Here is a 21728-nt window from a genome sequence, read left to right as displayed (position 1 = left end):
TAATTTTTTATAAAAAATCGGCTGGAAATTTGGTGCTTTTTAATAAAATGAATTTTTTGTAAAAGGATATTCCAAAAAACTACCTTTTTCTATGGATAATGAGGGGTGAATGAAAGTCTTTACCTGAGTGTGGGAAACTTTAAGAGGCAAAATATAAATTTAAGAGTGTTTTTTCAGATTTAAGGGGGGGTTGGAACTTTTAAGAGGAATTTTTCAAATATAAGTGTATTTATGGCTTTGCCGCTGCTCAACTACTGCTTTACGCTGAGATACCGGCTGGCGAAAACAAGATTTAGGACCTGCGTGTATATATATACACTACCACCGCCTCAAATATCCATAGAGAAGAGGCCATCCAAAAAAATGTTTTTCCGGCTGTATTCCTTCCTGCGAAATCTAATAAAAACTAAAAACCCGAATTCGCCATGGAATCCGGGTTTCATTTTATCAGCCTACTCGCGGTAAAGCTGCACCAGCCGGTTCATCGACGTATCTGCTTCTTGCAGAGAGTGAACGAGGTGAGAGTGTTGATCGGTTTGTGAATGAACGGTTGCAGCTAATTCTTCAAGGCTTGCACTTGCTTCTTGAACAACTGAGCTGAAATCATTGATTGATGTTTCAATTTGTCTCGATGAAGTTTCTATAGATTGTATATGCTGGTGGTAAGAAGTGAGTTTATCTTTTAGAACATTGATAATTTCAAATATCGCCAGGAAAGCATTTTTTGAATCTCTCGATAGGGTTAGGTTTGCTTTCATATTTTCTGCTGCAGATGATATGGAAGAGTTGGTTTCTTCTGTTTCTTTTTTTACTTTTCCAAGGTTAACGGATATTTGCATGGCGGTCTGGCTTGTAAGATCAGCCAATTTCCTGACCTCCTGTGCCACAACTGCAAAGCCCCGGCCGCTTTCCCCTGCACGTGCAGCTTCAATGGATGCATTTAAGGCAAGCAGATTGGTTTGTTCGGCAATACCCTGTATGACCTTTACAAAATCAACTGCTTCTTCAACATCCACAGATAGTGAATACATTTTGTTTGTAATAGCTGTCATTTCTGATGAAAACGCTGATATTTCTTTCTCCAGCTGAGTTAACAAGCCGTTCCCGCGCTCAGATGCGGATTGAGCCTGGACGGCATCATCTAGCAGGTGAGTTGATAGGCGCGAGATTTCAGTTACCATATTCGTTGTATTTTCTAGAGAGTAAGAAATAGTGGATGCTGAATCGGCCTGAACCTGAACACCTGCTGAAAGTTCTGCAATAGAATGAGACATTTCTAATGCACCCTGGTAATTTTCCTTGCTTCTATCGTTCACGGAGCTGATCATGTTTGAGATGATAGTTGTATTATCCTCAAGAGCTGCCTTCCGCTTATGATCAACCGCTATCATGTCCTGCGTTTCCCTCTGGAGCTTGTACATCTGCTGCGTAAGCTGTTTGGAAAGCTTAAGCTGAAAGGTTAAAAGAATAGTGACAAGTATATGTAATAGATAGATGGTCACATAATTTTTTAATTCAAAGGGAAGAACATGATGATGAAGCATGATATAGGCCGAAATGATTAGTAAGCCTAACGCACTGCTAAGCCATAGAACCGGGCCGTTCATATAAATCGCAGCGGTGGCTAGTATAAAATAAACTAAAAATAAAGCCGACGGTGAAATACTGGTTTCCATGATGATAAATAAAACCGCAGAAACAAGAATGCAGGCGAGATAAGGTATAAAAGCAAGGGACTTTCTAACATAATGAAGAAAGGCAAGAACTCCCCAGCCAATGCCCCCGCCAATAAGGATCGACAAAACTAAAGCAAGATCTTTCTTCATGACAAAGTCGACACATGCAGCAAGTATGACCGAAACTAAGGTGGCTTTTACAACAATGCTGTTTTTTCTTTCTAGATCCTCCTGCATAAGCTGTTCAATTAAACTCATACGATAGTCTCCTACTTTCGTCAGGTATATAGTTCTAATTGTAAAGATATAGAAAATATTTACAATATGATTTTGGAAGATTTTTTTGAAAAAACAATTTATTTGTCGAGCGATAGGTTTTAAGGACCGCCTGGACGGCTCCGGACACATTTAAAGTTCTTTTATTGAATTTGTACAAGGTATTATCGTATGATATTAGTAGCTAGTCATAATCAAGGCTTCCATTTACGGTTAAATATCGTTCTGCCTGATTTTCTTTGACAGCCAAACACAACAAGCGGTGAAATATGATACTATTAGCAAAAAGGACAAGGGGTGCGAAGTTTTGAAGGTACAGGAAATTCGTGAACTTATTAAACTGGTTGATCAATCTACACTTGATGAATTTGAATATGAAATGAATGGCACTAAGATAAAAATGAAAAAAAATAGTCTTCAGCCTGAGGGCATTACTGTTCAGCAAGTTATTCCCAAAGAAGCTTTAAGACAAGAAGAAGTTCAAGCAGCACCAATTCCGCAGCCAGCAGCAGCTGAAAAGCCGGCAGAAGAAAAGAAAACGGAAACAGCTGAAAATTTACATAAGATTACATCTCCAATGGTGGGAACATTTTATCAATCACCATCACCGGAAACGGATGCATACGTAAAAGCAGGATCAAAGGTTTCAAAGAACAGCGTTGTCTGTATAGTGGAAGCTATGAAGCTTTTCAATGAAATTGAGGCTGAAGTTGACGGAGAAATCGTAGAAATTTTAGTGAAAGACGGCCAGCTGGTAGAATACGGGCAGCCATTATTTTTAGTAAAGCCTGAATAAGGAGCGTTTTAACCATGATAAAAAAGCTTTTGGTCGCTAACCGCGGAGAAATAGCCGTACGCGTTATACGTGCCTGTAAAGAACTAGGCATTGAGACGGTTGCTGTATATTCTGAAGGAGATAGAGAAGCTCTTCATGTGCAGCTTGCTGATGAAGCCTATTGCATCGGGCCTACAGCCTCCAAAGACAGCTATTTAAATTTTGCCAATATCATATCGACCGCCACCCTCACCGGTGCAGATGCTATACATCCAGGATATGGGTTCCTAGCAGAAAATTCTGCCTTTGCCGAACTATGCCGTGAATGCAGCATAACCTTTGTCGGACCGTCACCGGAAGCTATTTCCAAAATGGGGACGAAGGATGTTGCCAGGGAAACGATGAAAGCTGCTGGTGTTCCGATTGTTCCTGGGTCACAGGGAATCATTAAGGATGCAGAAGAAGGTCTTGTAATAGCAGAAAAGATCGGCTTTCCTGTTATTATCAAAGCAACAGCAGGAGGCGGCGGGAAAGGAATCAGGATCGCCCGTACCAAGGAAGAATTGATAAAAGGAATACAGGTTACACAGCAGGAAGCTATGACGGCATTCGGTAACCCAGGAGTTTATCTTGAAAAGTTTATTGAAGATTTCCGTCATGTAGAAATCCAGGTTATGGCTGACAGCCATGGCAGCGTCATCCACCTTGGGGAGCGGGACTGCACCATTCAGCGCAGAATGCAGAAGCTGCTTGAGGAGACTCCTTCACCTGCTCTGGATGGGGAAATCCGTTCTGAAATGGGCGATGCTGCTGTAAAAGCTGCGCAGGCTGTAAATTATACAGGCGCTGGGACAGTTGAATTTATCTTTGATTATAAAGACCGTAAATTTTACTTTATGGAGATGAATACAAGGATACAGGTAGAACATCCTGTTACTGAAATGGTTACAGGAGTTGATTTAATAAAAGAGCAGATAAAGGTTGCTTCCGGGGAAAAACTTTCCCTTACTCAGGATGAAGTGATTTTTAAAGGCTGGGCAATCGAATGCCGCATAAATGCTGAAAATCCTGATAAGAACTTTATGCCATCAGCCGGAAAGATTCAAATGTATCTTCCGCCAGGCGGGTTTGGCGTTAGGATCGACTCTGCTGCTTATCCCGGCTATACTATACCGCCTTATTATGACTCCATGATAGCAAAGGTGATTACATATGGTGATACAAGGGAAGAGGCAATAGATAGAATGAAACGAGCCTTAAATGAATTTGTTATTGAAGGAATTCATTCTACAATCCCATTCCATTTGAAACTTCTTCAGCATGAAAAATTTGTGGAGGGGAATTTTAACACAAAATTTCTTGAAATGTACGATGTAATGAACTCATAATGAAGAAACAGGAGGTGCTCATGATGAGCGAAAATCAATCAACTCTTGAGATGAGTCACAATAATAAAGGATTAGGCAAGGTGGAAATCGCACCCGAAGTAATTGAAGTAATTGCAGGAATTGCCGCACATGAAGTGGAAGGCGTTGCAAACATGCGCGGGAATTTTGCTTCCGGTGTGGTTGAAAAGCTTGGGAAAAAGAATCATGGCAAGGGTGTAAGAGTAGATCTTTCAGAAGATGGAATTAAACTCGACATCTACTGTACAATGAAATTCGGTGTTTCCATTCCAAAAGTAGCCGGTGAAGTCCAAGATAATATAAGGCAGGCACTTATAAATATGACGGCGCTTGAACCAGACGAAGTGAATGTCCATATAGTCGGCATTCAATTTGAAAATCAAAAGCCTGAAGCAGAGTTTGAACAAGAAATGTAACCAAAGGCACATGTCTTTGGTTTTTTTCTTTTATATGAGCTAATCTTATAAATAAGATCCCTGCGAAAAAACTTTGAAATCCTTAATGGGTTTTGGAAACTAGAAAATAGTGCAAAATACTATTATTCACAAGTTATAATAGCAGTAAAAAAAGTAATTTTTCTTAATATTTCAATGTACCCTACCGCGAAATGTTCGTTTATGCTATTATTTTTATAAATTGATTGAAACAGTAAAGGAGTAAAATGATGAAAAGAAGAACCGCGAGAGAAAAGGCTTTACAGGCACTTTTTCAAATAGAAATCGGCAAGGCAGATATACAGGAAAGTATGGAAAATGTTTTGGATGGAATGGAAAAGGACGAATATTTTGATTTTCTAGTTACAGGTACCACCGGTAATATGGAAAGCATTGATCATACCATTTCATCACATCTTGAGAATTGGAAACTTGAGCGTCTTGCTGCTATCGACAGAAATCTGCTGAGGCTTGCTGTTTTTGAAATGACGTCGTCTAAAGACGTTCCTGTTAACGTAATCCTGGACGAAGCCATTGAGATTGCGAAGACCTTTGGAGATGACCAGTCTCCGAAATTTGTAAATGCCGTATTATCAAAAGTAAAAGACGATCTAAGCGAGTAATAGTAAAACATACAGAGACAATCGGAAGGGGAAGGGAAAATGACTGCTTCTATTATTAACGGGAAAGAAATAGCTGCTAACATTCGAAAGAACATTAGAGCTGAAGTGGAAAGCCTAAAAGAACAGAAATTGACTCCAGGATTAGCTGTAATATTAGTGGGGAATAACCAGGCATCTAGAACGTATGTTACTATGAAGGAAAAAGCCTGTAAGGAGCTGGGAATTCATTCGGTATTAATTGAACTTCCAGAAACCGTCAGTCAAGACAGCCTTATTGAGAAAATCAATACACTAAACGAAGACACTGATATTCATGGAATATTGGTTCAGCTTCCCCTTCCACATCATATAAATGAAACGGAAATTATTGAAACCATATCACCTGAGAAAGATGTTGATGGTTTTCACCCAGTAAGTATAGGCAGACTGATGACAGGACAGGATACTTTTTACCCGTGTACACCCTATGGAATCATTAAAATGGTAGAATCGACCAATATTAATCCAGAAGGAAAACACGTTGTGGTGGTCGGCAGAAGCAATATTGTCGGAAAGCCAGTGGGACAGTTGTTCCTGAATTTAAATGCAACTGTTACATATTGTCATTCTAAGACAGCTGATCTGGCATTTCATACAAAACAGGCCGATATATTGATCGCAGCAGCTGGCAGGCAGGATTTAATCAGGCCTGAGCACGTTAAAGAAGGTGCTGTGGTGATCGATGTTGCCATGAACAGAAATAGTGAAGGCAGATTGTGCGGAGATGTAGCCTTTGATGAAGTGAAGGAAAAAGCATCATACATAACCCCCGTACCGGGCGGAGTAGGTCCAATGACGATTACGATGCTATTATATAATACGGTAAAATCTCTAAAATTGATGAATAAAAATAATTTATAGCCTTAATTGGCTAAAATACTAAACGAAGCTGTCTGCTTGTTTTATAATAACAAATAGACAGCTTTTCTATTGAGGCGGGATAGCAGGTTCTTTAAATCCTGTTTCAGGCTTTTTTTAAAGGAGTTATAAAATGAATCAGCCTATCTATTTAACCATTCATGCACTTACAAAATATATAAAACGAAAATTTGATGCAGATCCCCATTTGCAAAATATGTTTATAAAAGGAGAAATATCAAATTTAAAACAGCATTCCAGCGGCCATATGTATTTTACGTTAAAAGATGAAAAGGCACGAATATTGGCCGTTATGTTCCAAACATATAGTTCAGGCATGAAGTTTAGCCCTGAAAACGGCATGCATGTACTGATCAAGGGCGACATAACCGTTTATGAGCCAAGCGGGCAATATCAAATTTATGTTAAAGAAATGGCCCCTGATGGAATAGGCGAATTATATTTAGCGTACGAACAGCTTAAAACTAAGCTGGAACAAGAAGGCCTTTTTCTAAATAAATATAAAAAAGCGATTCCTGTTTATCCGAAGACGGTTGGAGTGATTACATCTCCTACTGGAGCTGCCATACGGGATATCATTACCACACTGCGAAGAAGATACCCGATTGCGAACATTATGATTTATCCCGCTCTTGTTCAGGGAACCCAGGCACCTCAGTCTGTTGTAAGGGCGATTGAAACAGCTAACAGCCGAAATGAAGCAGATGTCCTCATTATTGGGAGAGGCGGCGGGTCTATTGAAGAGCTTTGGGCTTTCAATGAGGAGAAAGTTGCAAGAGCCGTCTTTTCTTCAAAAATCCCGATTATTTCTGCGGTGGGGCATGAAACTGATTTTACAATTTCTGATTTTGTCGCTGATTTGAGGGCTCCGACTCCTACTGGAGCGGCCGAACTTGCCGTTCCCCACATCAATGACATTTTGGAAAGGCTGCTGAGCCGGAAAAATCGAATGACCAGGGAGCTTCAAAAGAGACTTTCCACTGAACAAAGCCGGCTTCTGAATCTGGAGAAGTCCTATGCTTTCCGCTATCCCCAGAGGCTGTATGAGCAGAAACTTGAACAGCTGGATAGAACAATGGATCGTTTTAATAAAGGTTTCGATAAATATTTTGTCAGAAAAAAAGAAACAGTGCAGAGGTTGTCGGCAGCCCTGAGAAAAAGGGACCCGGAAGAGCTGCTTCATGCAGCCCATTCAAAATTAGAACTCCAATCCAGGCTGCTTAAGCGGATGATGGAAGGGATTTATAAATCAAAGCTCCAAAGTTTCCTTCATGCTGCCTCCACGCTTGATGCGCGAAGTCCTTTAAAAATAATGGACAAAGGATATAGCCTGGTGTATACCGATAATGATGAGCTGATAAAAAACTCAGGAGGCATTCAGCCAGGAGATAAAATTCTGGTAAGGATGAAGGATGGAGAACTATCCTGTTTGGTAGAAGATAAAAAGGAGAGACCGATAGATGAGTGAAGAAAAAGAATTAAGTTTTGAAGAAGCAATGGAAAAACTGGAAAACATTGTAGAACTTCTGGAAGATGGCGAAGCTCCTCTTGAAAAAGCAATAGCTATTTACAAAGAAGGAATGGATTTGTCCCGAGTGTGCCATAAGAAATTGAAATCTGTTGAAGAGCAGCTTACTCAAATCCTTCGTGAAGATGGAAAGCTGAACGATTTTACAGCAGAGGAGGAATAGTTGTGAGTTCCTCCCTGCTGGAAGATTTCAGTTTGAAGTATAAGAAATTAGTGGAGGCTGAAGCAGTATCACTGGTTGAGCAGCTTACAGCCCCAGATGTACTAAAAGAGGCTATGATCTATTCATTAAATGCAGGTGGAAAAAGAATCAGGCCGCTGCTTATTTTTACCGTTTTACATGCGTTTGGGCTGGATCCTAAGGTGGGCTTAAAGCCGGCTGCAGCTATTGAGATGATCCATACGTATTCCTTAATTCATGATGACCTGCCAAGTATGGATAATGACGACCTAAGAAGAGGAAAGCCTACAAACCATAAAGTATATGGAGAGGCGGCTGCTATTCTCGCAGGTGATGCTCTTTTAACTTTCGCCTTCGAGGTACTGACTCAGTTAAAGATAGAAGAAGCATCGGCTGAAATTAAACTCTCTTTAATCAGAGAGCTTGCGGTATCTGCTGGAGCAGAAGGAATGGTAGGCGGACAGACGGCAGATATTGAAGCTGAGGGGAAAGTCCTGGATTTAAAAGAACTGGAGTATATCCATAAGAATAAAACCGGGAAGCTGTTAACCTGCAGTGTTATGATGGCTGCATTGTTAGCGGATAGTGATTCATATACGCAAGGGCTTCTTCGTGATTTTTCCTATCATATCGGTTTAGCGTTCCAAATCCAGGATGATATTTTAGATATCGAAGGGATGCAGGAAAAGATAGGGAAGCCGGTCGGCAGTGATATTGATAACCAGAAAAATACCTACCCCGCCCTTCTCACTCTAGATGGGGCGAAAGGAAAGCTCCACGAACACATACAGCTTGCGAAGCAATCATTAGAAAAGACAAACTTGGATATTGAAATGTTATTGCAGCTTACTGATCTCATAGCGAAAAGAGACCATTAACCCTTAATTTGTAGTGATATAGTCAGTATGCTATAATAATAATTATATTAAATTCCAAACTTTGTGGAAAAATAATGAAAACTGCCTGATACAGAACGCTGCCGTTATCACTTACGTGTTAGCGGCTTTTTTTCCATTTATAAACCGTCCCCTGCTGCACATCCTAGAAATCGCTTGAGTAAATATAGCAGTTGTTTATAATTAGGAAAGTACACAAATAACAGGTGGAAAGAAACCGAAATGAAAGTGAGTGATCCTGTTTGGATCTTCTAACTATAAAGGACCCTTCATTTTTAAAAAAAATGGATATTAGCGAGCTAGAGATATTAAGCCAGGAAATTAGAGATTTCCTAATTGAAAAACTTTCAATAACAGGCGGCCATATCGGCCCGAACCTTGGAGTAGTAGAACTGACCATTGCTCTCCATAAGGAATTCAACAGTCCTCAGGATAAATTTATCTGGGATGTGGGACATCAGTCATATGTCCATAAAATACTTACCGGACGTGCGTGCGAATTTGATACATTAAGAAAACATAAAGGTCTTTGCGGATTTCCAAAGCGCTCAGAAAGCGAACATGACGTATGGGAAACCGGACACAGCTCGACATCCTTGTCAGCAGCTATGGGTATGGCTATTGCCCGGGATTTGAAGAAAGAAAAAAATTATATCCTTCCGGTTATCGGTGATGGTGCCTTAACTGGAGGAATGGCACTTGAGGCACTCAACCATATTGGTTCAGAGAAAAAAGATATGATTGTCATTCTAAATGATAATGAAATGTCCATAGCTCCAAATGTAGGGGCTCTACACAACGTGCTTGGCAGGCTGAGAACGGCTGGGAAATACAATTGGGCAAAAGATGAGCTTGAAATGCTGCTGAAGAAGATCCCCGCTGTCGGAGGTAAATTGGCAGCTACTGCTGAGCGCATAAAAGATACAGTGAAATATCTGCTTGTGTCAGGCATGTTTTTTGAGGAGCTTGGCTTTACATATCTTGGGCCGGTAGATGGGCATGATTATGAAGCTTTAATTGAACAGCTTCGATATGCTAAAAAGACAAGCGGCCCTGTACTCTTGCATGTGATTACGAAAAAAGGAAAGGGCTACCACCCGGCGGAAAGTGATAAAATCGGCACCTGGCATGGGACTGGCCCTTATAAGATTGAAACAGGTGCCTTTGTAAAACCTGCTACGGCTGCACCTTCCTGGAGTTCTCTTGTCAGCGAGACCGTCCGCAGAATGGCTCGTGAGGATGAACGCATCGTTGCGGTTACACCTGCGATGCCTGTTGGTTCTAAGCTTGAAGGGTTTGCAAAAGAGTTTCCTGATCGTATGTTTGATGTAGGCATAGCTGAACAGCATGCTGTTACAGTTTCAGCCGGCCTGGCTGCTGAAAACATGAAGCCGTTTCTTGCAATATACTCTACATTCCTTCAAAGAGCCTATGATCAAATGCTGCATGATGTATGCAGGCAGAATCTTAATGTGTTTATAGGAATAGACCGTTCAGGACTGGTTGGAGCTGACGGAGAAACGCATCAGGGAGTTTTTGATATTGCTTTTCTTCGCCATATGCCTAACTTGGTTCTTATGATGCCAAAGGATGAAAATGAAGGCCAGCATATGGTTTATACCTCTTTGACATATAATGACGGTCCGATTGCGATGCGTTTTGCGAGAGGGAATGGAATAGGAGTGCCGCTTGACGATGAATTGAAGTCTATACCTATTGGTACATGGGAAGTGCTGAAACAAGGTTCAGATGCATGTATTTTAACGTTTGGAACGACAATAGGAATGGCCATGAAGGCCGCTGATATTCTAGAAAAGCAAGGGTATTCTATTAAGGTAGTAAATGCCCGTTTTATAAAGCCATTGGATGAAGATATGCTCTCTGAAATCTTCAGGGCAAAGATGCCTGTGTTAACGATAGAAGAAGCAGTGCTTCAAGGCGGATTTGGCTCAGCTGTCCTGGAATTTGCACAGGAGCGCGGCTTTAGCTCAGCCGTTATAGACCGAATGGGCATACCGGACCAATTCATTGAACACGGTGAAGTGGATAAACTTTTGGAAGAAATTCATTTTACAGTAGATGATGCGGTTAAAAAGTTAAAATCTATCTCAATGAAAAAACAAAAAAGGGCTTAAGCAATGAAGATAAAAAAAGAAAGACTTGATGTATTACTTGTAGAAAGAGGACTTGCAGAAACTCGTGAAAAAGCCAAAAGATCAATTATGGCCGGGTTGGTTTACACGAACGAACAGCGCCTGGATAAGCCTGGGGAGAAGATACCTGCGGATTCTCCTCTAACAATTAAAGGGAAAGTCATGCCATATGTTTCCCGCGGCGGACTTAAGCTTGAAAAGGCGTTAAAAGTTTTCAGCATAGATGTAGAAGGAAAAGTGCTGCTGGATATTGGGTCCTCTACCGGGGGATTTACGGACTGTGCTCTCCAGAACGGAGCTAAGCTTTCTTATGCACTGGATGTAGGGTACAATCAGCTTGCATGGAAGCTGCGGCAGGACCCGCGGGTTATAGTTATGGAGCGAACAAACTTCCGCTATGTAACACCAGATGATCTGAAAGAGGAAGCTCCAAACCTAGCTTCCATTGATGTTTCTTTTATTTCGCTTTCCCTGATCCTCCCTGTGCTGAAAACTCTATTGAAACCTGGAAGCGACATAGTCGCCCTTGTAAAGCCGCAGTTTGAGGCTGGCAGGGACCAGGTGGGGAAAAAGGGGATAGTTAGAGACAGCAAGGTGCACAAAGAGGTTTTTGCGAAAATAGCCGATTTCTCACTTTCTGAAGGATATGATGTGGCTGGAGCATCATTTTCTCCAATTACCGGCGGAGACGGAAATATTGAGTTTTTACTGCACCTTCGCTGGGAAGGGATGAAAGAAAAGGGAAACATATCCCCGGACATTTCATTAGATTCTGTGGTAGAAAGCGCACATCAAGTTTTTAAAGAACAAAAAGAAAATAAGCAGGCGTAGACTAGAGACCCCTTACTATCAATTTTAAGTAAGGGGTTTTGCCTGTCGGCTGCCGTTTTTTGTACGGAAGAAGAGAATGGGTGGAATCTTCACAGAAAGATTGTACATTTTAGACAAAAAACGCTAACATAACAAATAGATAAGTGAATTTTTGAGAGGTGCTCACATTAAATGAATAAAGGGCAACGCCATATTAAGATCAGAGAAATTATTGCTAATAACGATATAGAAACACAGGATGATTTAGTAGACGAATTAAAAAGCGCGGGTTATAACGTAACCCAGGCCACAGTCTCAAGAGACATCAAAGAGCTTCATCTTGTAAAAGTTCCGCTGATGGACGGCCGGTATAAATACAGCCTTCCAGCTGACCAGAGATTTAATCCTCTGCAAAAGTTAAAACGGAATTTAATGGACGCCTTTGTCAGGATTGACTCTGCAAGTCATCTATTGGTGATGAAAACACTGCCTGGCAATGCACAGGCTATTGGAGCTCTAATGGATAATTTGGATTGGGAAGAAATCATGGGTACGATTTGCGGAGATGACACTTGTCTCATTATATGCCGTACCCCTGAGGATACCGAAACCATTAGGGATCGTTTCCTGGATATGCTCTAAAAAGGTGAGGTGCGAAAATTGCTAGCTGAATTATCAATTAAAAATTTCGCCATAATTGAAGCCCTTACCGTTTCATTTGAAAAGGGCTTAACTGTATTAACAGGCGAAACAGGTGCCGGAAAGTCGATCATTATTGATGCGATTAACCTATTAATAGGAGGCCGCGGTTCTTCCGAATTTGTCAGGCACGGAGAAGACAAGGCAGAACTCGAGGGTTTATTTCAAATAGAAAGTAACCATGCTATCGTGGCTAAGGCTGCTGAATTTGGTATTGATGTGAGTGATGGAATGGCCGTGCTAAGGCGTGATATTTCCCATTCAGGTAAAAGTGTATGCCGCGTTAATGGCAAGCTCGTTACTATAGCTGTTCTAAGGGAAATCGGCAGTACTCTCGTCGATATTCATAGTCAGCATGAACATCAGGAACTAATGGATGCAGATCTTCATTTACCGCTGTTAGACCATTTTGGCGGCGAACAGATTTCCAAGGCTCTTGGGGAGTACCAGCTGCTGTATAAGAGATATGAAACTGCGGCTAAACAGCTCAAAAGCTTAAGTCAGGATGAACAAAAGATGGCTCATCGTCTTGATTTAATACAATTTCAATTTGACGAAATCAGCAGAGCTGAGTTAAAGCTGAATGAATACGAAGAATTATCTGAGGAAAAGCAAAGAATATCCAACTTTGAACGGATACACGAAGCACTGCAATCGTCCTATCATTCGCTTGGCGGGGAGCAAAAGGGGCTCGACTGGATAGGACTTGCCATGAACCAGCTGGAAGAAGCGGCAGCCCTCGATCCGGCACTTTCAAGCATTCAAGAACATGTAGCCAACAGCTTCTATATACTGGAAGATGCTGTTTCGTCTATACGAAATCAGCTTGACTCTCTTGAATTTGATCCCGTAAGACTGGATTTTATTGAGGGAAGACTGAATGAAATCAATGGGCTGAAAAGAAAATACGGTAAAACGGTTCAGGATATTTTAGAATATGCGGCTGCCATTGAAGAGGAAATTGAAACCCTCCTGAATAGGGAAACTCATATTGCGAAAATTGAAAAAGAACTATCTTCGATCCGCAAGGACCTAGTCCTCGAAGCGAAGAATTTATCGATGCTCAGACAAAAGTATGCGAAGAAACTTACTGCACAGATTCATAAGGAACTCAAAGACCTTTATATGGAGAAGACTGTGTTCGAGGTGCATTTCCATCAGACGGCAGTTGAGCATGGAGACTTGACAGAAAAAATCCACCGAAGCGGTCTGGATGTTGTTGAATTTTTTATTTCAACGAATCCGGGTGAACCCTTAAAGCCGTTAAACAAGATTGCTTCAGGGGGAGAGCTTTCAAGAATTATTCTTGCTCTGAAAAATATTTTCTCTGAGCATCAAGGGATTACCTCCATCATTTTTGATGAAGTAGATACAGGAGTCAGCGGACGGGTTGCTCAATCGATGGCTGAAAAGATATACAAAGTTTCCGTGGGTTCCCAGGTTCTTTGTATTTCGCATCTGCCTCAAGTGGCAGCCATGGCAGATACTCATTTGTTTATCTCTAAACAAACCGTTAATGGCCGGACGAAAACTAAAGTCCACCCTCTGAGTGAGGAAGACAAGATTAAAGAAATTGGCAGAATGATTTCTGGAGTCGAAATAACAGAATTAACAAAAGAACATGCCAAAGAGCTGATTCATTTGGCGAATCAGATAAAGAGTGCCTGATTAGTGCCCTCGGCTAGACCGATTCAGTGCAAAAAGGTTTATTCATTGTAAAGCTATCCATAAACGGATAGCTTTTATTTTTGGTCTGGGTTATAAATGACCGCCTGAAAGGCTAAATTAAAATTGTAGCCATAAAAGTGAGTGTGGACTAGAAGCGAGGAGAGTGAAAAGATTGAAATTAGCTTGGATAAAAAAGATTATTGGCGGTCTTCTCCTTGTTTCACTTTTACTACTAGGTTTCAGCCAGTCATTAAAAGGTTATTTAACCATTCCTGACAAGATTGTTCTTTTTGAGGGTCAGGATTATAAAATACCTAAATCTTTATCAGTTTCTGCTTCCGTTGCTCAAGGAAACGTAAGCGTTCATGATAGCAGTAATTTATTAACACTCGGTGCCGAAAAACCTGGTACTAATGAGCTTCTTCTCGACTTTGCAGGCTTTCCGATTAAAAAAGTCGATATAGAAGTACTTAAAGACTTTAAAGTGATACCAGGCGGACAATCCATAGGGGTAAAGCTTAATACACTAGGCGTCCTGGTTGTGGGCCATCACTTAGTTTCAACTGCTTCAGGAAAAAAATCTCCGGGTGAAACAGCCGGGGTTCATATTGGAGATATTATTACCGAAATTAACGGAAAAAACATCAGGAAAATGGAAGATGTTGCTCCACTGGTACAGGCTGCAGGCGAACAGCATAAGCCTTTAAAGCTAAGCATTTTCCGTGAAAGTAAAAAGGTGAAAGCAAACTTAATGCCATTGAAGGACCAGCAGGAAGATATATATAAATTGGGCTTATACATTAGAGACTCAGCTGCAGGAATTGGAACCATGACTTTTTTTGAGCCGAAGTCAAAAAAATACGGTGCGCTGGGCCATGTGATTTCCGATATGGATACAAAGAAGCCAATCGTTGTAAAAGATGGGCAGATTGTAAGGTCTACTGTCACTTCCATTGAAAAAGGAAGCCATGGGGATCCAGGGGAAAAGCTTGCGCGTTTTTCTTCAGATCACAAAATTATCGGCAGTATTAATAAGAATAGCTCCTTCGGCATATTTGGGAAACTTGATTCTGGGATCGATAATAATATTATGGATAAAGCAATTCCGATCACTTTGTCTCATGAAGTGAAGGAAGGACCGGCACAAATTTTAACCGTTGTAGACGGCGATAAAGTAGAGAAGTATGATATTGAGATTGTCAGCACTATTCCACAAAAATTTCCGGCAACAAAAGGAATGGTTATCAAAGTAACGGACCGGGAGCTTTTGAATAAGACGGGCGGGATAGTGCAGGGAATGAGCGGAAGTCCCATCATCCAGAACGGAAAATTAATCGGAGCTGTCACACATGTTTTTGTTAACGATCCAACCAGCGGGTATGGCGTCCATATTGAATGGATGTTAAACGAGGCAGGAATTAATATATATGATAAAGAGCATTCAGCTCGTAAAGCAAGCTAAGCAGGCAAAAACGCCTGCTTCTTTTTTTTTGCTTTAAAGAAAATTCGACAGATCCAGAATAATAAATCGAATTCAGTCGAAAACAGGAGAAAACAAGAGAAAAAGAAAGATAAAGACTATTTTTTTCTCTTTTTTTAAAATTTAAAAGGATTTTGAGTTGCATTGTCGAAAACTTAATTTAGAATAGAAAATAGACAAATGAAGGACTCATTAGAGGAGGAAACCTAGGTTGAAGAAAATTAAAGTTTGTATTGTGGATGATAACAGGGAATTAGTCGGGCTCCTTGAAGAATATATTTCGTCTCAAGAAGATATGGAAGTAGCGGGAATCGCTCATAATGGGCAGGAGTGCCTGCAAATGCTGGGCCAGGTTGATCCTGATGTCTTGATCCTTGATATAATTATGCCGCACCTGGACGGTCTGGGCGTATTAGAAAGAATCCGTGACATTAAGAAAAATTCTCTGCCTCACGTTATTATGCTTACAGCCTTTGGACAGGAAGATGTTACAAAGAAGGCCGTTGAACTTGGGGCTTCATACTTTATCCTAAAGCCGTTCGATATGGAGAATCTGACCAATAATATCCGCCAGATCAGCGGAAAAAGCAATTCATTCATGAAAAAGTCTTCTTCCTTCGCATATAAATCTTCTTCTGTGGAATCAAAGCCTAAAAACCTAGATGCCAGTATTACCAGTATAATTCATGAAATAGGTGTACCTGCACATATTAAAGGATATTTATATCTTCGTGAAGCAATCTCTATGGTTTACAATGACATTGAACTTCTTGGTTCGATTACAAAAGTCCTTTACCCTGATATTGCCAAGAAATATAATACAACAGCGAGCCGGGTAGAAAGAGCCATCCGGCATGCGATTGAAGTAGCATGGAGCAGAGGCAATATTGATTCTATCTCGTCTTTATTTGGCTATACGGTCAGCATGACAAAAGCAAAGCCTACTAATTCTGAATTTATCGCGATGGTAGCTGATAAACTTCGCCTGGAGCACAAAGCTTCTTGAAAGGGTTAGGAGCAGCGATTTAGTAATAAATAGTGTTTCAATTCACAAATAAATCAGCGTATGCCCTATGAATTCTTTGTTCATAGGCTTTTTTGTATGAAAATAAAGAGTTTAGAACCTGTCTATAAACAAATGGGAACTGCAAATCCGAAATCTAAATGAACGATTGAAGCAGGAAGATACATATTCATTCCAGAAGATAATATAAACGTGAAAAGTAGAATGACAATTCTATTCGTTTTAGCTGGCTAAGAAAATTTCGAGGGGATTGAATATTTATTGAATATGCGTATTAGACCGTCTGTCAGGATTGGGAAAGCACAGCCATGAAAGGAGTTTAGCATGAAAAATATAGTGAAAATATCAGTAGGTGTATTTAGCTCTGTGTTGATTTTAGCGGTTTTGTCCGCTGGTATTTACTTCTATCTAGCTGGATCGCAGCAAGCTAAGCCGGATCGTGGAAAAGAAATTTTAAAGGTCAAAGAAGAAAGTACACCTGCTGGAGGAAAAATAATTGAAGTAGCAGAAAAAAGAAAGGAGCCAATTGAAAAAGAATTTCCTATGGAAATGGACGAATATGAAGTACAAGACGCGATTCATGGAATGACACACCAGAAAATCATTGCTGATGATAAATGGGGCTTTATTCCTTTAACGAAAGACCGAGTTGAACGGTTAATATCAGTAGTAGAGAAGAATGAAACGAACTACGAGAAATCAGAATTATATATGCACATTCTTAATCGCTGGCTAAAAAATAATTTTTCGGAAATTGATAAAGAACATAATGAAATTTGGAGGCTTCAAGAAGGGAATGTGGGTGAAGCTACTGGCATTATGTCAGCTGAAGAAGAAAAAGCATTTATTGAAGAGCATTACGAAATTGAAGAATAGAGAACACCAAGCTTTGTATCTCATTAAAAGTTCCAGCACCTTTTACAAGGTGTTTTTTATTTGAGTAAAGGCGGACAGCCTGTAGCGGGAGGAAAAGGAGCTGCATAGTATATAGTAAATTTGGTTTTATAGGGGTGATATCATGGATTTTATTAAGCCGTCTCTCGGAGTTTTAACAAATCCCTTCCAAATAAGGTCGAACCCGAAACACTTCGGTCTTGACCTTGCACTCCCGGGCAATGTGTCTGTGAAAGCAGCCGCTGCAGGTACAGTGACTCGTTCATATGTATCTGACAGCTATGGTGAAGTGATTTTTATACAGCACAGCATAAATGGACAACCATATGAAACGGTCTATGCACATATGCGAAAAGGCTCTCGAAAATGTAAACCTGGTGATTATGTCAAGCAAGGGCAGGTTATCGGCTACATGGGCAGTACGGGTGACGCGAAAGGGCAGCATCTTCACTTTGAGCTGCACAGAGGAAGATGGAACGGAGCTAAAACGAATGCTGTCAACCCTCTTGATTATATAGGTGCTATTCAAGAAGTTCCAAAAGAAAAAAAGAAAATGATTATTCTTCCTTCTGAGGCGGAGTCGTGGAGAGTCTATCCGCTTGATCAAGCAGCAGTGAAAGGAAACGAAATTGGCTACTTAAATCCTAAAAAGTATGCAGGGCTTCAATATAATATAGTTGGAAATCCCCAAAAGGACGTTTACACCATTGTTACCTCTGATTTTGGAAAAGTAAATATATATGGTGCTTTATCCACCGGTGTGAGAATTGTCAATGTATAAAGGAGCGTAATGGTGTTCTATGAATTTCCGCGGTTCACTGGCATAGGCGTTCTTCCCTGCAGAATAACATTAGTCTATACAAACTTGAATTTCCTGCTTTCAGAAAAAATAGGCATTTCCTGTACAATATGTAATAGTTATTAGAAGAATCGCTTTATAGCAGGGAGGATTGTTCAGGTGACTCAAATTTTTGCACACAGGGGATCAGCAGGCACTCATCCGGAAAATACAATGATGTCGTTTCACGAGGCATTAAGATCTGGAGCAGAAGGAATTGAATTGGACGTTCAGCTTAGCAAAGATGGACAGGTTGTTATCATTCATGATGAATCAGTAGATAGGACCACGAATGGCAAGGGGTATGTTAAGGATTTAAATTTTGATGAAATCAAAGCTTTCAATGCAAGCCATAAATTTACAAAACAATATGGAAAAACCAGCATTCCAACTTTAGAAGAGTTCTTTCTGTGGTTTAAATATACTGCTCTTATCTGTAATATTGAACTGAAAAACGGAGTTTATCCCTACCCTGGATTGGAAGAAAAAGTGATCGGGCTGATAAGAAAATTCAATCTTCAGGAACGAATTATTTTATCTTCCTTTAATCATTACAGCATTGTGCACTGCTTCCAGCTTGCACCTGAAATCGAGATTGCACCCATTTACAGCAATGGTCTTTTTATGCCTTGGATTTATGCGAGATCTATTAGAGGAAAGGCGATTCATCCCAGCATTAAAGTGATTTCAGACAGTATGATTATAGAGTCAATGAAAGCAGGCATTGCCGTCCGTCCTTACACGGTGAATAGTGAAGCCCATATGAAGCGGCTGATTGATATCAAATGCAGCGCATTTTTTACAGATTTCCCTGAAAAAGCTGTCCGGTCCAGGAAAATTAGCAGAAACAAATCATAATATTAAAAATCCCAGCTGGACAGCAGCTGGGATTTAGTTATTTATAGAGATGTGCGTCGTGGATTCTTAAATCGATCCTGCACTTTATTTCGCTTTCTATCGCGGTGTAAAACAAAGCCAGCTACAAATCCAATGCCGCCTAAACAAAATATAAGCCCGCATAAAAACTGCAGCCAAAATGCAGTAAAAGGAGGCTGTAAAATGGCAAACAGCATATCTCTCATAAGTTTTATTCCATAAACGGCTAATGCTCCGGGGATAAATAAGATCAAAACGGCAATAAATCGCTTCATAGGAGGAGTCCCTTCTGTAAATATTCGTCCTACAACAAATCATAGTTTATATTAAAAATTTGTCAAGACGCACTGATTCCCTTAAAATTTAAGTAAGTATGAAAAAAATTGCATAATCATCACATGAAAAAAATTGCAAATCTCTCTTAGGAGATGAAAACATAAATGCAAAATGTATTGATCATCGGTGCTGGGAATGGCGGAACGGCTATTTTAAAGATGCTTGAGGAAACTAAATATCTGAAAGTTACATCTATTGTAGATATGAATGAAAATGCCCCTGGCATTTTGCTTGCTAAACAGATGGGAATACAGACAGGCTCAGACTGGCGGGAGTTTATTGATCAAAATTTAGACATTATTATTGAAGTAACAGGAAGTGAAGCGGTTTTTAAAAGCATCCGGAACACTAAACATCCAGATACGGTTCTTGTGCCAGGTGCAGTAGCTGAGATTCTAGCGAAGGTCTTTAAAGAAAAAGAAATTCTGATTAAAGAGTTACAGGAACAAACTTATACCCATAACTTAATCTTTGACTCGACCGATGATGGAATGATAGTTGTTAATAAGGACAGCCGGATCATCATCTTTAATAAAAGTGCAGAAAGAATAACAGGGGTTCCTGCGGATGAGGCGCTGGGAAAAGGTATATTAGACGTAATTCCAACGAGCCGGCTTCCAAAAATTCTTATCTCACAGCGGGTAGAAGCGAACAAAGAGCAAATTCTGCAAAACGGGTGTAAAATTATTACGACCCGGATGCCGATGGTCAAAGAAAATGGTCAAAGTATTGGAGCATTTGCTGTATTTAAAGATATAACCAGGGTAGTGAACCTTGCAGAGGAAATTACGAACCTAAAATCCATACAGGTCATGCTTGAGGCTATCATCCAGTCCAGTGATGAAGCAATCTCCGTTGTTGATGAAGAAGGAAGAGGCATTTTAATCAATCCCGCTTATACGAGAATTACAGGCCTTAAAAAAGAAGAAGTGATAGGACAGCCGGCTACAGCTGATATCTCTGAAGGAGAAAGCATGCATATGCAGGTCCTTAAAACAAGAAGGACTGTAAGGGGAGCGAAGATGCGTGTAGGTCCTAACAAAAAAGAAGTCATTGTGAATGTGGCACCGGTTATAGTGGATGGAAGGCTGAAGGGCAGCGTTGGTGTTATTCATGATATGTCAGAGATCCAAAATCTAACCCGGGAGTTGAGCAGAGCCAGGCAGATTATAAGAACACTTGAAGCAAAATACTCGTTCGAAGATATTATCGGCAGGTCTGAAGAAATGGAAATTGCCATTGGACAGGCAAAGCTTGCAGCAGAGACGCCTGCCACCATACTGCTGCGCGGGGAGTCCGGAACAGGAAAGGAACTTTTTGCTCATGCCATCCACAATGCAAGTGATAGAAAGTTCAATAAGTTTGTCAGAGTGAATTGTGCTGCCCTTTCTGAATCGCTGCTTGAAAGTGAACTCTTCGGCTATGAAGAGGGAGCTTTTTCTGGTGCGCGAAGAGGGGGGAAAAGAGGTCTTTTTGAAGAGGCGAATAATGGGAGTATTTTTCTGGATGAGATTGGAGAGATATCGGCAGGAACACAGGCTAAACTGCTCCGCGTACTGCAGGAGAGGGAAATCATGAAAGTGGGAGCAACAAAAGCTATGCCCATCAATGTCAGAATTATTGCAGCAACCAATGTTAATCTTGAAAAAGCAATTAAAAGCGGCGGCTTTCGTGAGGACCTGTATTTCAGGCTGAACCGGATGCCGATTCATATCGCTCCGCTTAGAAACCGAAAAGAAGATATTGAACCACTAAGCAAATATTTAATCCAGAAGTTAAATCAGGAATATGGAAGAAATATCGAAGGCATTACAACCGAGGCTCTGGAAAGACTGAAAAGATACAGGTGGCCAGGCAATGTTAGAGAACTGGAGAATATTTTAGGCAGGGCCATGATCTTTATGAAACTCCATGAGACTCGGATAGAAGTAAGCCATCTTCCTGAAATTTTTGAGACGGAACAGAAAAAGGATATCTCCACACAATTCTTGGAGCTAGATGAGTCTGCCAATCTTGCCCGTAAAGTAGAAGAGTTTGAAGCTGCCTTAATTACGAATTCTCTACAGCAATTTGGGGGAAACAAGACGGCTGCAGCAAGAGCCTTAGGAATTTCTATCCGAAATTTATATTATAAACTCGAAAAATATAAAATTGAAGATGTTGGCCTGCAATAATTTGCAGGGTATGCAAATTATTGCAGATTAGTCTGCGGCTAAAGGCTATAAACAGACCTTTAA

Annotated in this window: 20 protein-coding genes; 18 read left to right on the top strand and 2 right to left on the bottom strand. The window is 40.5% G+C overall.

Going from position 1 to position 21728, the window contains the following annotated elements; translation table 11 throughout:
* Positions 1-452: 452 nt before the first annotated feature.
* Complete coding sequence (locus JOC77_RS12945; RefSeq protein WP_204543962.1) at positions 453-1934, bottom strand: methyl-accepting chemotaxis protein; 1482 nt, start codon at positions 1932-1934, stop codon at positions 453-455.
* A 325-nt stretch (positions 1935-2259) separates the two neighbouring features.
* Between JOC77_RS12945 and accB the strand changes: the two genes are divergently transcribed.
* From accB to JOC77_RS12860, 17 genes are all read left to right on the top strand, one after another.
* Complete coding sequence (gene accB, locus JOC77_RS12940; protein WP_204543961.1) at positions 2260-2748, top strand: acetyl-CoA carboxylase biotin carboxyl carrier protein; 489 nt, start codon at positions 2260-2262, stop codon at positions 2746-2748.
* A gap of 14 nt (positions 2749-2762) precedes the next feature.
* Positions 2763-4115: an acetyl-CoA carboxylase biotin carboxylase subunit gene (gene accC / locus JOC77_RS12935; protein WP_204543960.1), complete on the top strand. Its 1353-nt coding sequence runs from the start codon at positions 2763-2765 to the stop codon at positions 4113-4115.
* Between the two features lie 23 nt (positions 4116-4138).
* Positions 4139-4549 (top strand): Asp23/Gls24 family envelope stress response protein, encoded by a 411-nt coding sequence (locus tag JOC77_RS12930; RefSeq protein ID WP_204544024.1) that lies wholly within the window; start codon positions 4139-4141, stop codon positions 4547-4549.
* Positions 4550-4797: 248 nt separating this feature from the next.
* A complete protein-coding gene (gene nusB / locus JOC77_RS12925) occupies positions 4798-5190 on the top strand; it encodes a transcription antitermination factor NusB (protein ID WP_204543959.1) in 393 nt (130 codons plus the stop codon).
* Between the two features lie 39 nt (positions 5191-5229).
* Positions 5230-6090 carry a bifunctional methylenetetrahydrofolate dehydrogenase/methenyltetrahydrofolate cyclohydrolase FolD gene (gene folD / locus JOC77_RS12920; protein ID WP_204543958.1) on the top strand — a complete coding sequence of 287 codons (861 nt, stop codon included), beginning with the start codon at positions 5230-5232 and terminating at the stop codon, positions 6088-6090.
* 130 nt (positions 6091-6220) lie between these two features.
* Positions 6221-7576, top strand: coding sequence for an exodeoxyribonuclease VII large subunit (xseA, locus tag JOC77_RS12915; protein WP_204543957.1), 1356 nt, complete (start codon positions 6221-6223; stop codon positions 7574-7576).
* The gene (xseB, locus tag JOC77_RS12910; RefSeq protein ID WP_204543956.1) at positions 7569-7799 is read left to right on the top strand and encodes an exodeoxyribonuclease VII small subunit; all 231 of its coding nucleotides are present in this window, start codon (positions 7569-7571) and stop codon (positions 7797-7799) included. Before xseA ends, xseB begins: the two co-directional genes overlap by 8 nt.
* Before the next feature lie 2 nt (positions 7800-7801).
* Positions 7802-8695: a farnesyl diphosphate synthase gene (locus tag JOC77_RS12905; protein ID WP_204543955.1), complete on the top strand. Its 894-nt coding sequence runs from the start codon at positions 7802-7804 to the stop codon at positions 8693-8695.
* A 260-nt stretch (positions 8696-8955) separates the two neighbouring features.
* Positions 8956-10848 carry a 1-deoxy-D-xylulose-5-phosphate synthase gene (gene dxs, locus JOC77_RS12900; protein WP_204543954.1) on the top strand — a complete coding sequence of 631 codons (1893 nt, stop codon included), beginning with the start codon at positions 8956-8958 and terminating at the stop codon, positions 10846-10848.
* 3 nt (positions 10849-10851) lie between these two features.
* Positions 10852-11697 carry a TlyA family RNA methyltransferase gene (locus JOC77_RS12895; RefSeq protein WP_204543953.1) on the top strand — a complete coding sequence of 282 codons (846 nt, stop codon included), beginning with the start codon at positions 10852-10854 and terminating at the stop codon, positions 11695-11697.
* 171 nt (positions 11698-11868) lie between these two features.
* Positions 11869-12318 carry a transcriptional regulator AhrC/ArgR gene (gene ahrC / locus JOC77_RS12890; protein ID WP_204543952.1) on the top strand — a complete coding sequence of 150 codons (450 nt, stop codon included), beginning with the start codon at positions 11869-11871 and terminating at the stop codon, positions 12316-12318.
* Between the two features lie 18 nt (positions 12319-12336).
* Positions 12337-14043: a DNA repair protein RecN gene (gene recN, locus JOC77_RS12885; RefSeq protein WP_204543951.1), complete on the top strand. Its 1707-nt coding sequence runs from the start codon at positions 12337-12339 to the stop codon at positions 14041-14043.
* A 163-nt stretch (positions 14044-14206) separates the two neighbouring features.
* Positions 14207-15505 carry a SpoIVB peptidase gene (spoIVB, locus tag JOC77_RS12880; protein WP_204543950.1) on the top strand — a complete coding sequence of 433 codons (1299 nt, stop codon included), beginning with the start codon at positions 14207-14209 and terminating at the stop codon, positions 15503-15505.
* Positions 15506-15734: 229 nt separating this feature from the next.
* The gene (spo0A, locus tag JOC77_RS12875) at positions 15735-16529 is read left to right on the top strand and encodes a sporulation transcription factor Spo0A (protein WP_204543949.1); all 795 of its coding nucleotides are present in this window, start codon (positions 15735-15737) and stop codon (positions 16527-16529) included.
* A 342-nt stretch (positions 16530-16871) separates the two neighbouring features.
* Positions 16872-17423, top strand: coding sequence for a DUF6241 domain-containing protein (locus JOC77_RS12870; RefSeq protein WP_204543948.1), 552 nt, complete (start codon positions 16872-16874; stop codon positions 17421-17423).
* Positions 17424-17565: 142 nt separating this feature from the next.
* Positions 17566-18222, top strand: a complete 657-nt coding sequence (locus JOC77_RS12865) for a M23 family metallopeptidase (RefSeq protein WP_204543947.1) — start codon at positions 17566-17568, stop codon at positions 18220-18222.
* Positions 18223-18399: 177 nt separating this feature from the next.
* Entirely contained in the window at positions 18400-19137 is a 738-nt protein-coding gene (locus JOC77_RS12860) for a glycerophosphodiester phosphodiesterase (RefSeq protein WP_204543946.1), read from the top strand.
* A 41-nt stretch (positions 19138-19178) separates the two neighbouring features.
* Here the strand turns inward: JOC77_RS12860 and JOC77_RS12855 are convergent, their stop codons facing one another.
* Positions 19179-19430: a DUF2627 domain-containing protein gene (locus JOC77_RS12855; RefSeq protein ID WP_204543945.1), complete on the bottom strand. Its 252-nt coding sequence runs from the start codon at positions 19428-19430 to the stop codon at positions 19179-19181.
* Positions 19431-19595: 165 nt separating this feature from the next.
* Between JOC77_RS12855 and JOC77_RS12850 the strand changes: the two genes are divergently transcribed.
* Positions 19596-21665, top strand: coding sequence for a sigma-54 interaction domain-containing protein (locus JOC77_RS12850; RefSeq protein WP_204543944.1), 2070 nt, complete (start codon positions 19596-19598; stop codon positions 21663-21665).
* Positions 21666-21728 lie beyond the last annotated feature (63 nt).

Source organism: Peribacillus deserti (genome assembly GCF_016909175.1).
In the GTDB taxonomy this organism is placed as follows: Bacteria; Bacillota; Bacilli; order Bacillales; family DSM-1321; genus Paraperibacillus; species Paraperibacillus deserti.
The sequence above is the reverse complement of the archived record's forward strand: the minus strand, read 5'-3'. Positions and strand labels throughout refer to the sequence as shown.

What these genes read in the sequence shown, in the direction of transcription:
- xseB (WP_204543956.1), top strand. Translation starts at nt 7,569, where the DNA reads ATGAGTGAAGAAAAAGAATTAAGTTTTGAAGAAGCAATGGAAAAACTG.
- nusB (WP_204543959.1), top strand. Translation starts at nt 4,798, where the DNA reads ATGAAAAGAAGAACCGCGAGAGAAAAGGCTTTACAGGCACTTTTTCAA.
- JOC77_RS12865 (WP_204543947.1), top strand. Translation starts at nt 17,566, where the DNA reads ATGGATTTTATTAAGCCGTCTCTCGGAGTTTTAACAAATCCCTTCCAA.
- folD (WP_204543958.1), top strand. Translation starts at nt 5,230, where the DNA reads ATGACTGCTTCTATTATTAACGGGAAAGAAATAGCTGCTAACATTCGA.
- JOC77_RS12855 (WP_204543945.1), bottom strand. Translation starts at nt 19,430, where the DNA reads ATGAAGCGATTTATTGCCGTTTTGATCTTATTTATCCCCGGAGCATTA.
- JOC77_RS12895 (WP_204543953.1), top strand. Translation starts at nt 10,852, where the DNA reads ATGAAGATAAAAAAAGAAAGACTTGATGTATTACTTGTAGAAAGAGGA.
- JOC77_RS12945 (WP_204543962.1), bottom strand. Translation starts at nt 1,934, where the DNA reads ATGAGTTTAATTGAACAGCTTATGCAGGAGGATCTAGAAAGAAAAAAC.
- JOC77_RS12870 (WP_204543948.1), top strand. Translation starts at nt 16,872, where the DNA reads ATGAAAAATATAGTGAAAATATCAGTAGGTGTATTTAGCTCTGTGTTG.
- JOC77_RS12850 (WP_204543944.1), top strand. Translation starts at nt 19,596, where the DNA reads ATGCAAAATGTATTGATCATCGGTGCTGGGAATGGCGGAACGGCTATT.
- xseA (WP_204543957.1), top strand. Translation starts at nt 6,221, where the DNA reads ATGAATCAGCCTATCTATTTAACCATTCATGCACTTACAAAATATATA.
- ahrC (WP_204543952.1), top strand. Translation starts at nt 11,869, where the DNA reads ATGAATAAAGGGCAACGCCATATTAAGATCAGAGAAATTATTGCTAAT.
- accC (WP_204543960.1), top strand. Translation starts at nt 2,763, where the DNA reads ATGATAAAAAAGCTTTTGGTCGCTAACCGCGGAGAAATAGCCGTACGC.
- JOC77_RS12930 (WP_204544024.1), top strand. Translation starts at nt 4,139, where the DNA reads ATGAGCGAAAATCAATCAACTCTTGAGATGAGTCACAATAATAAAGGA.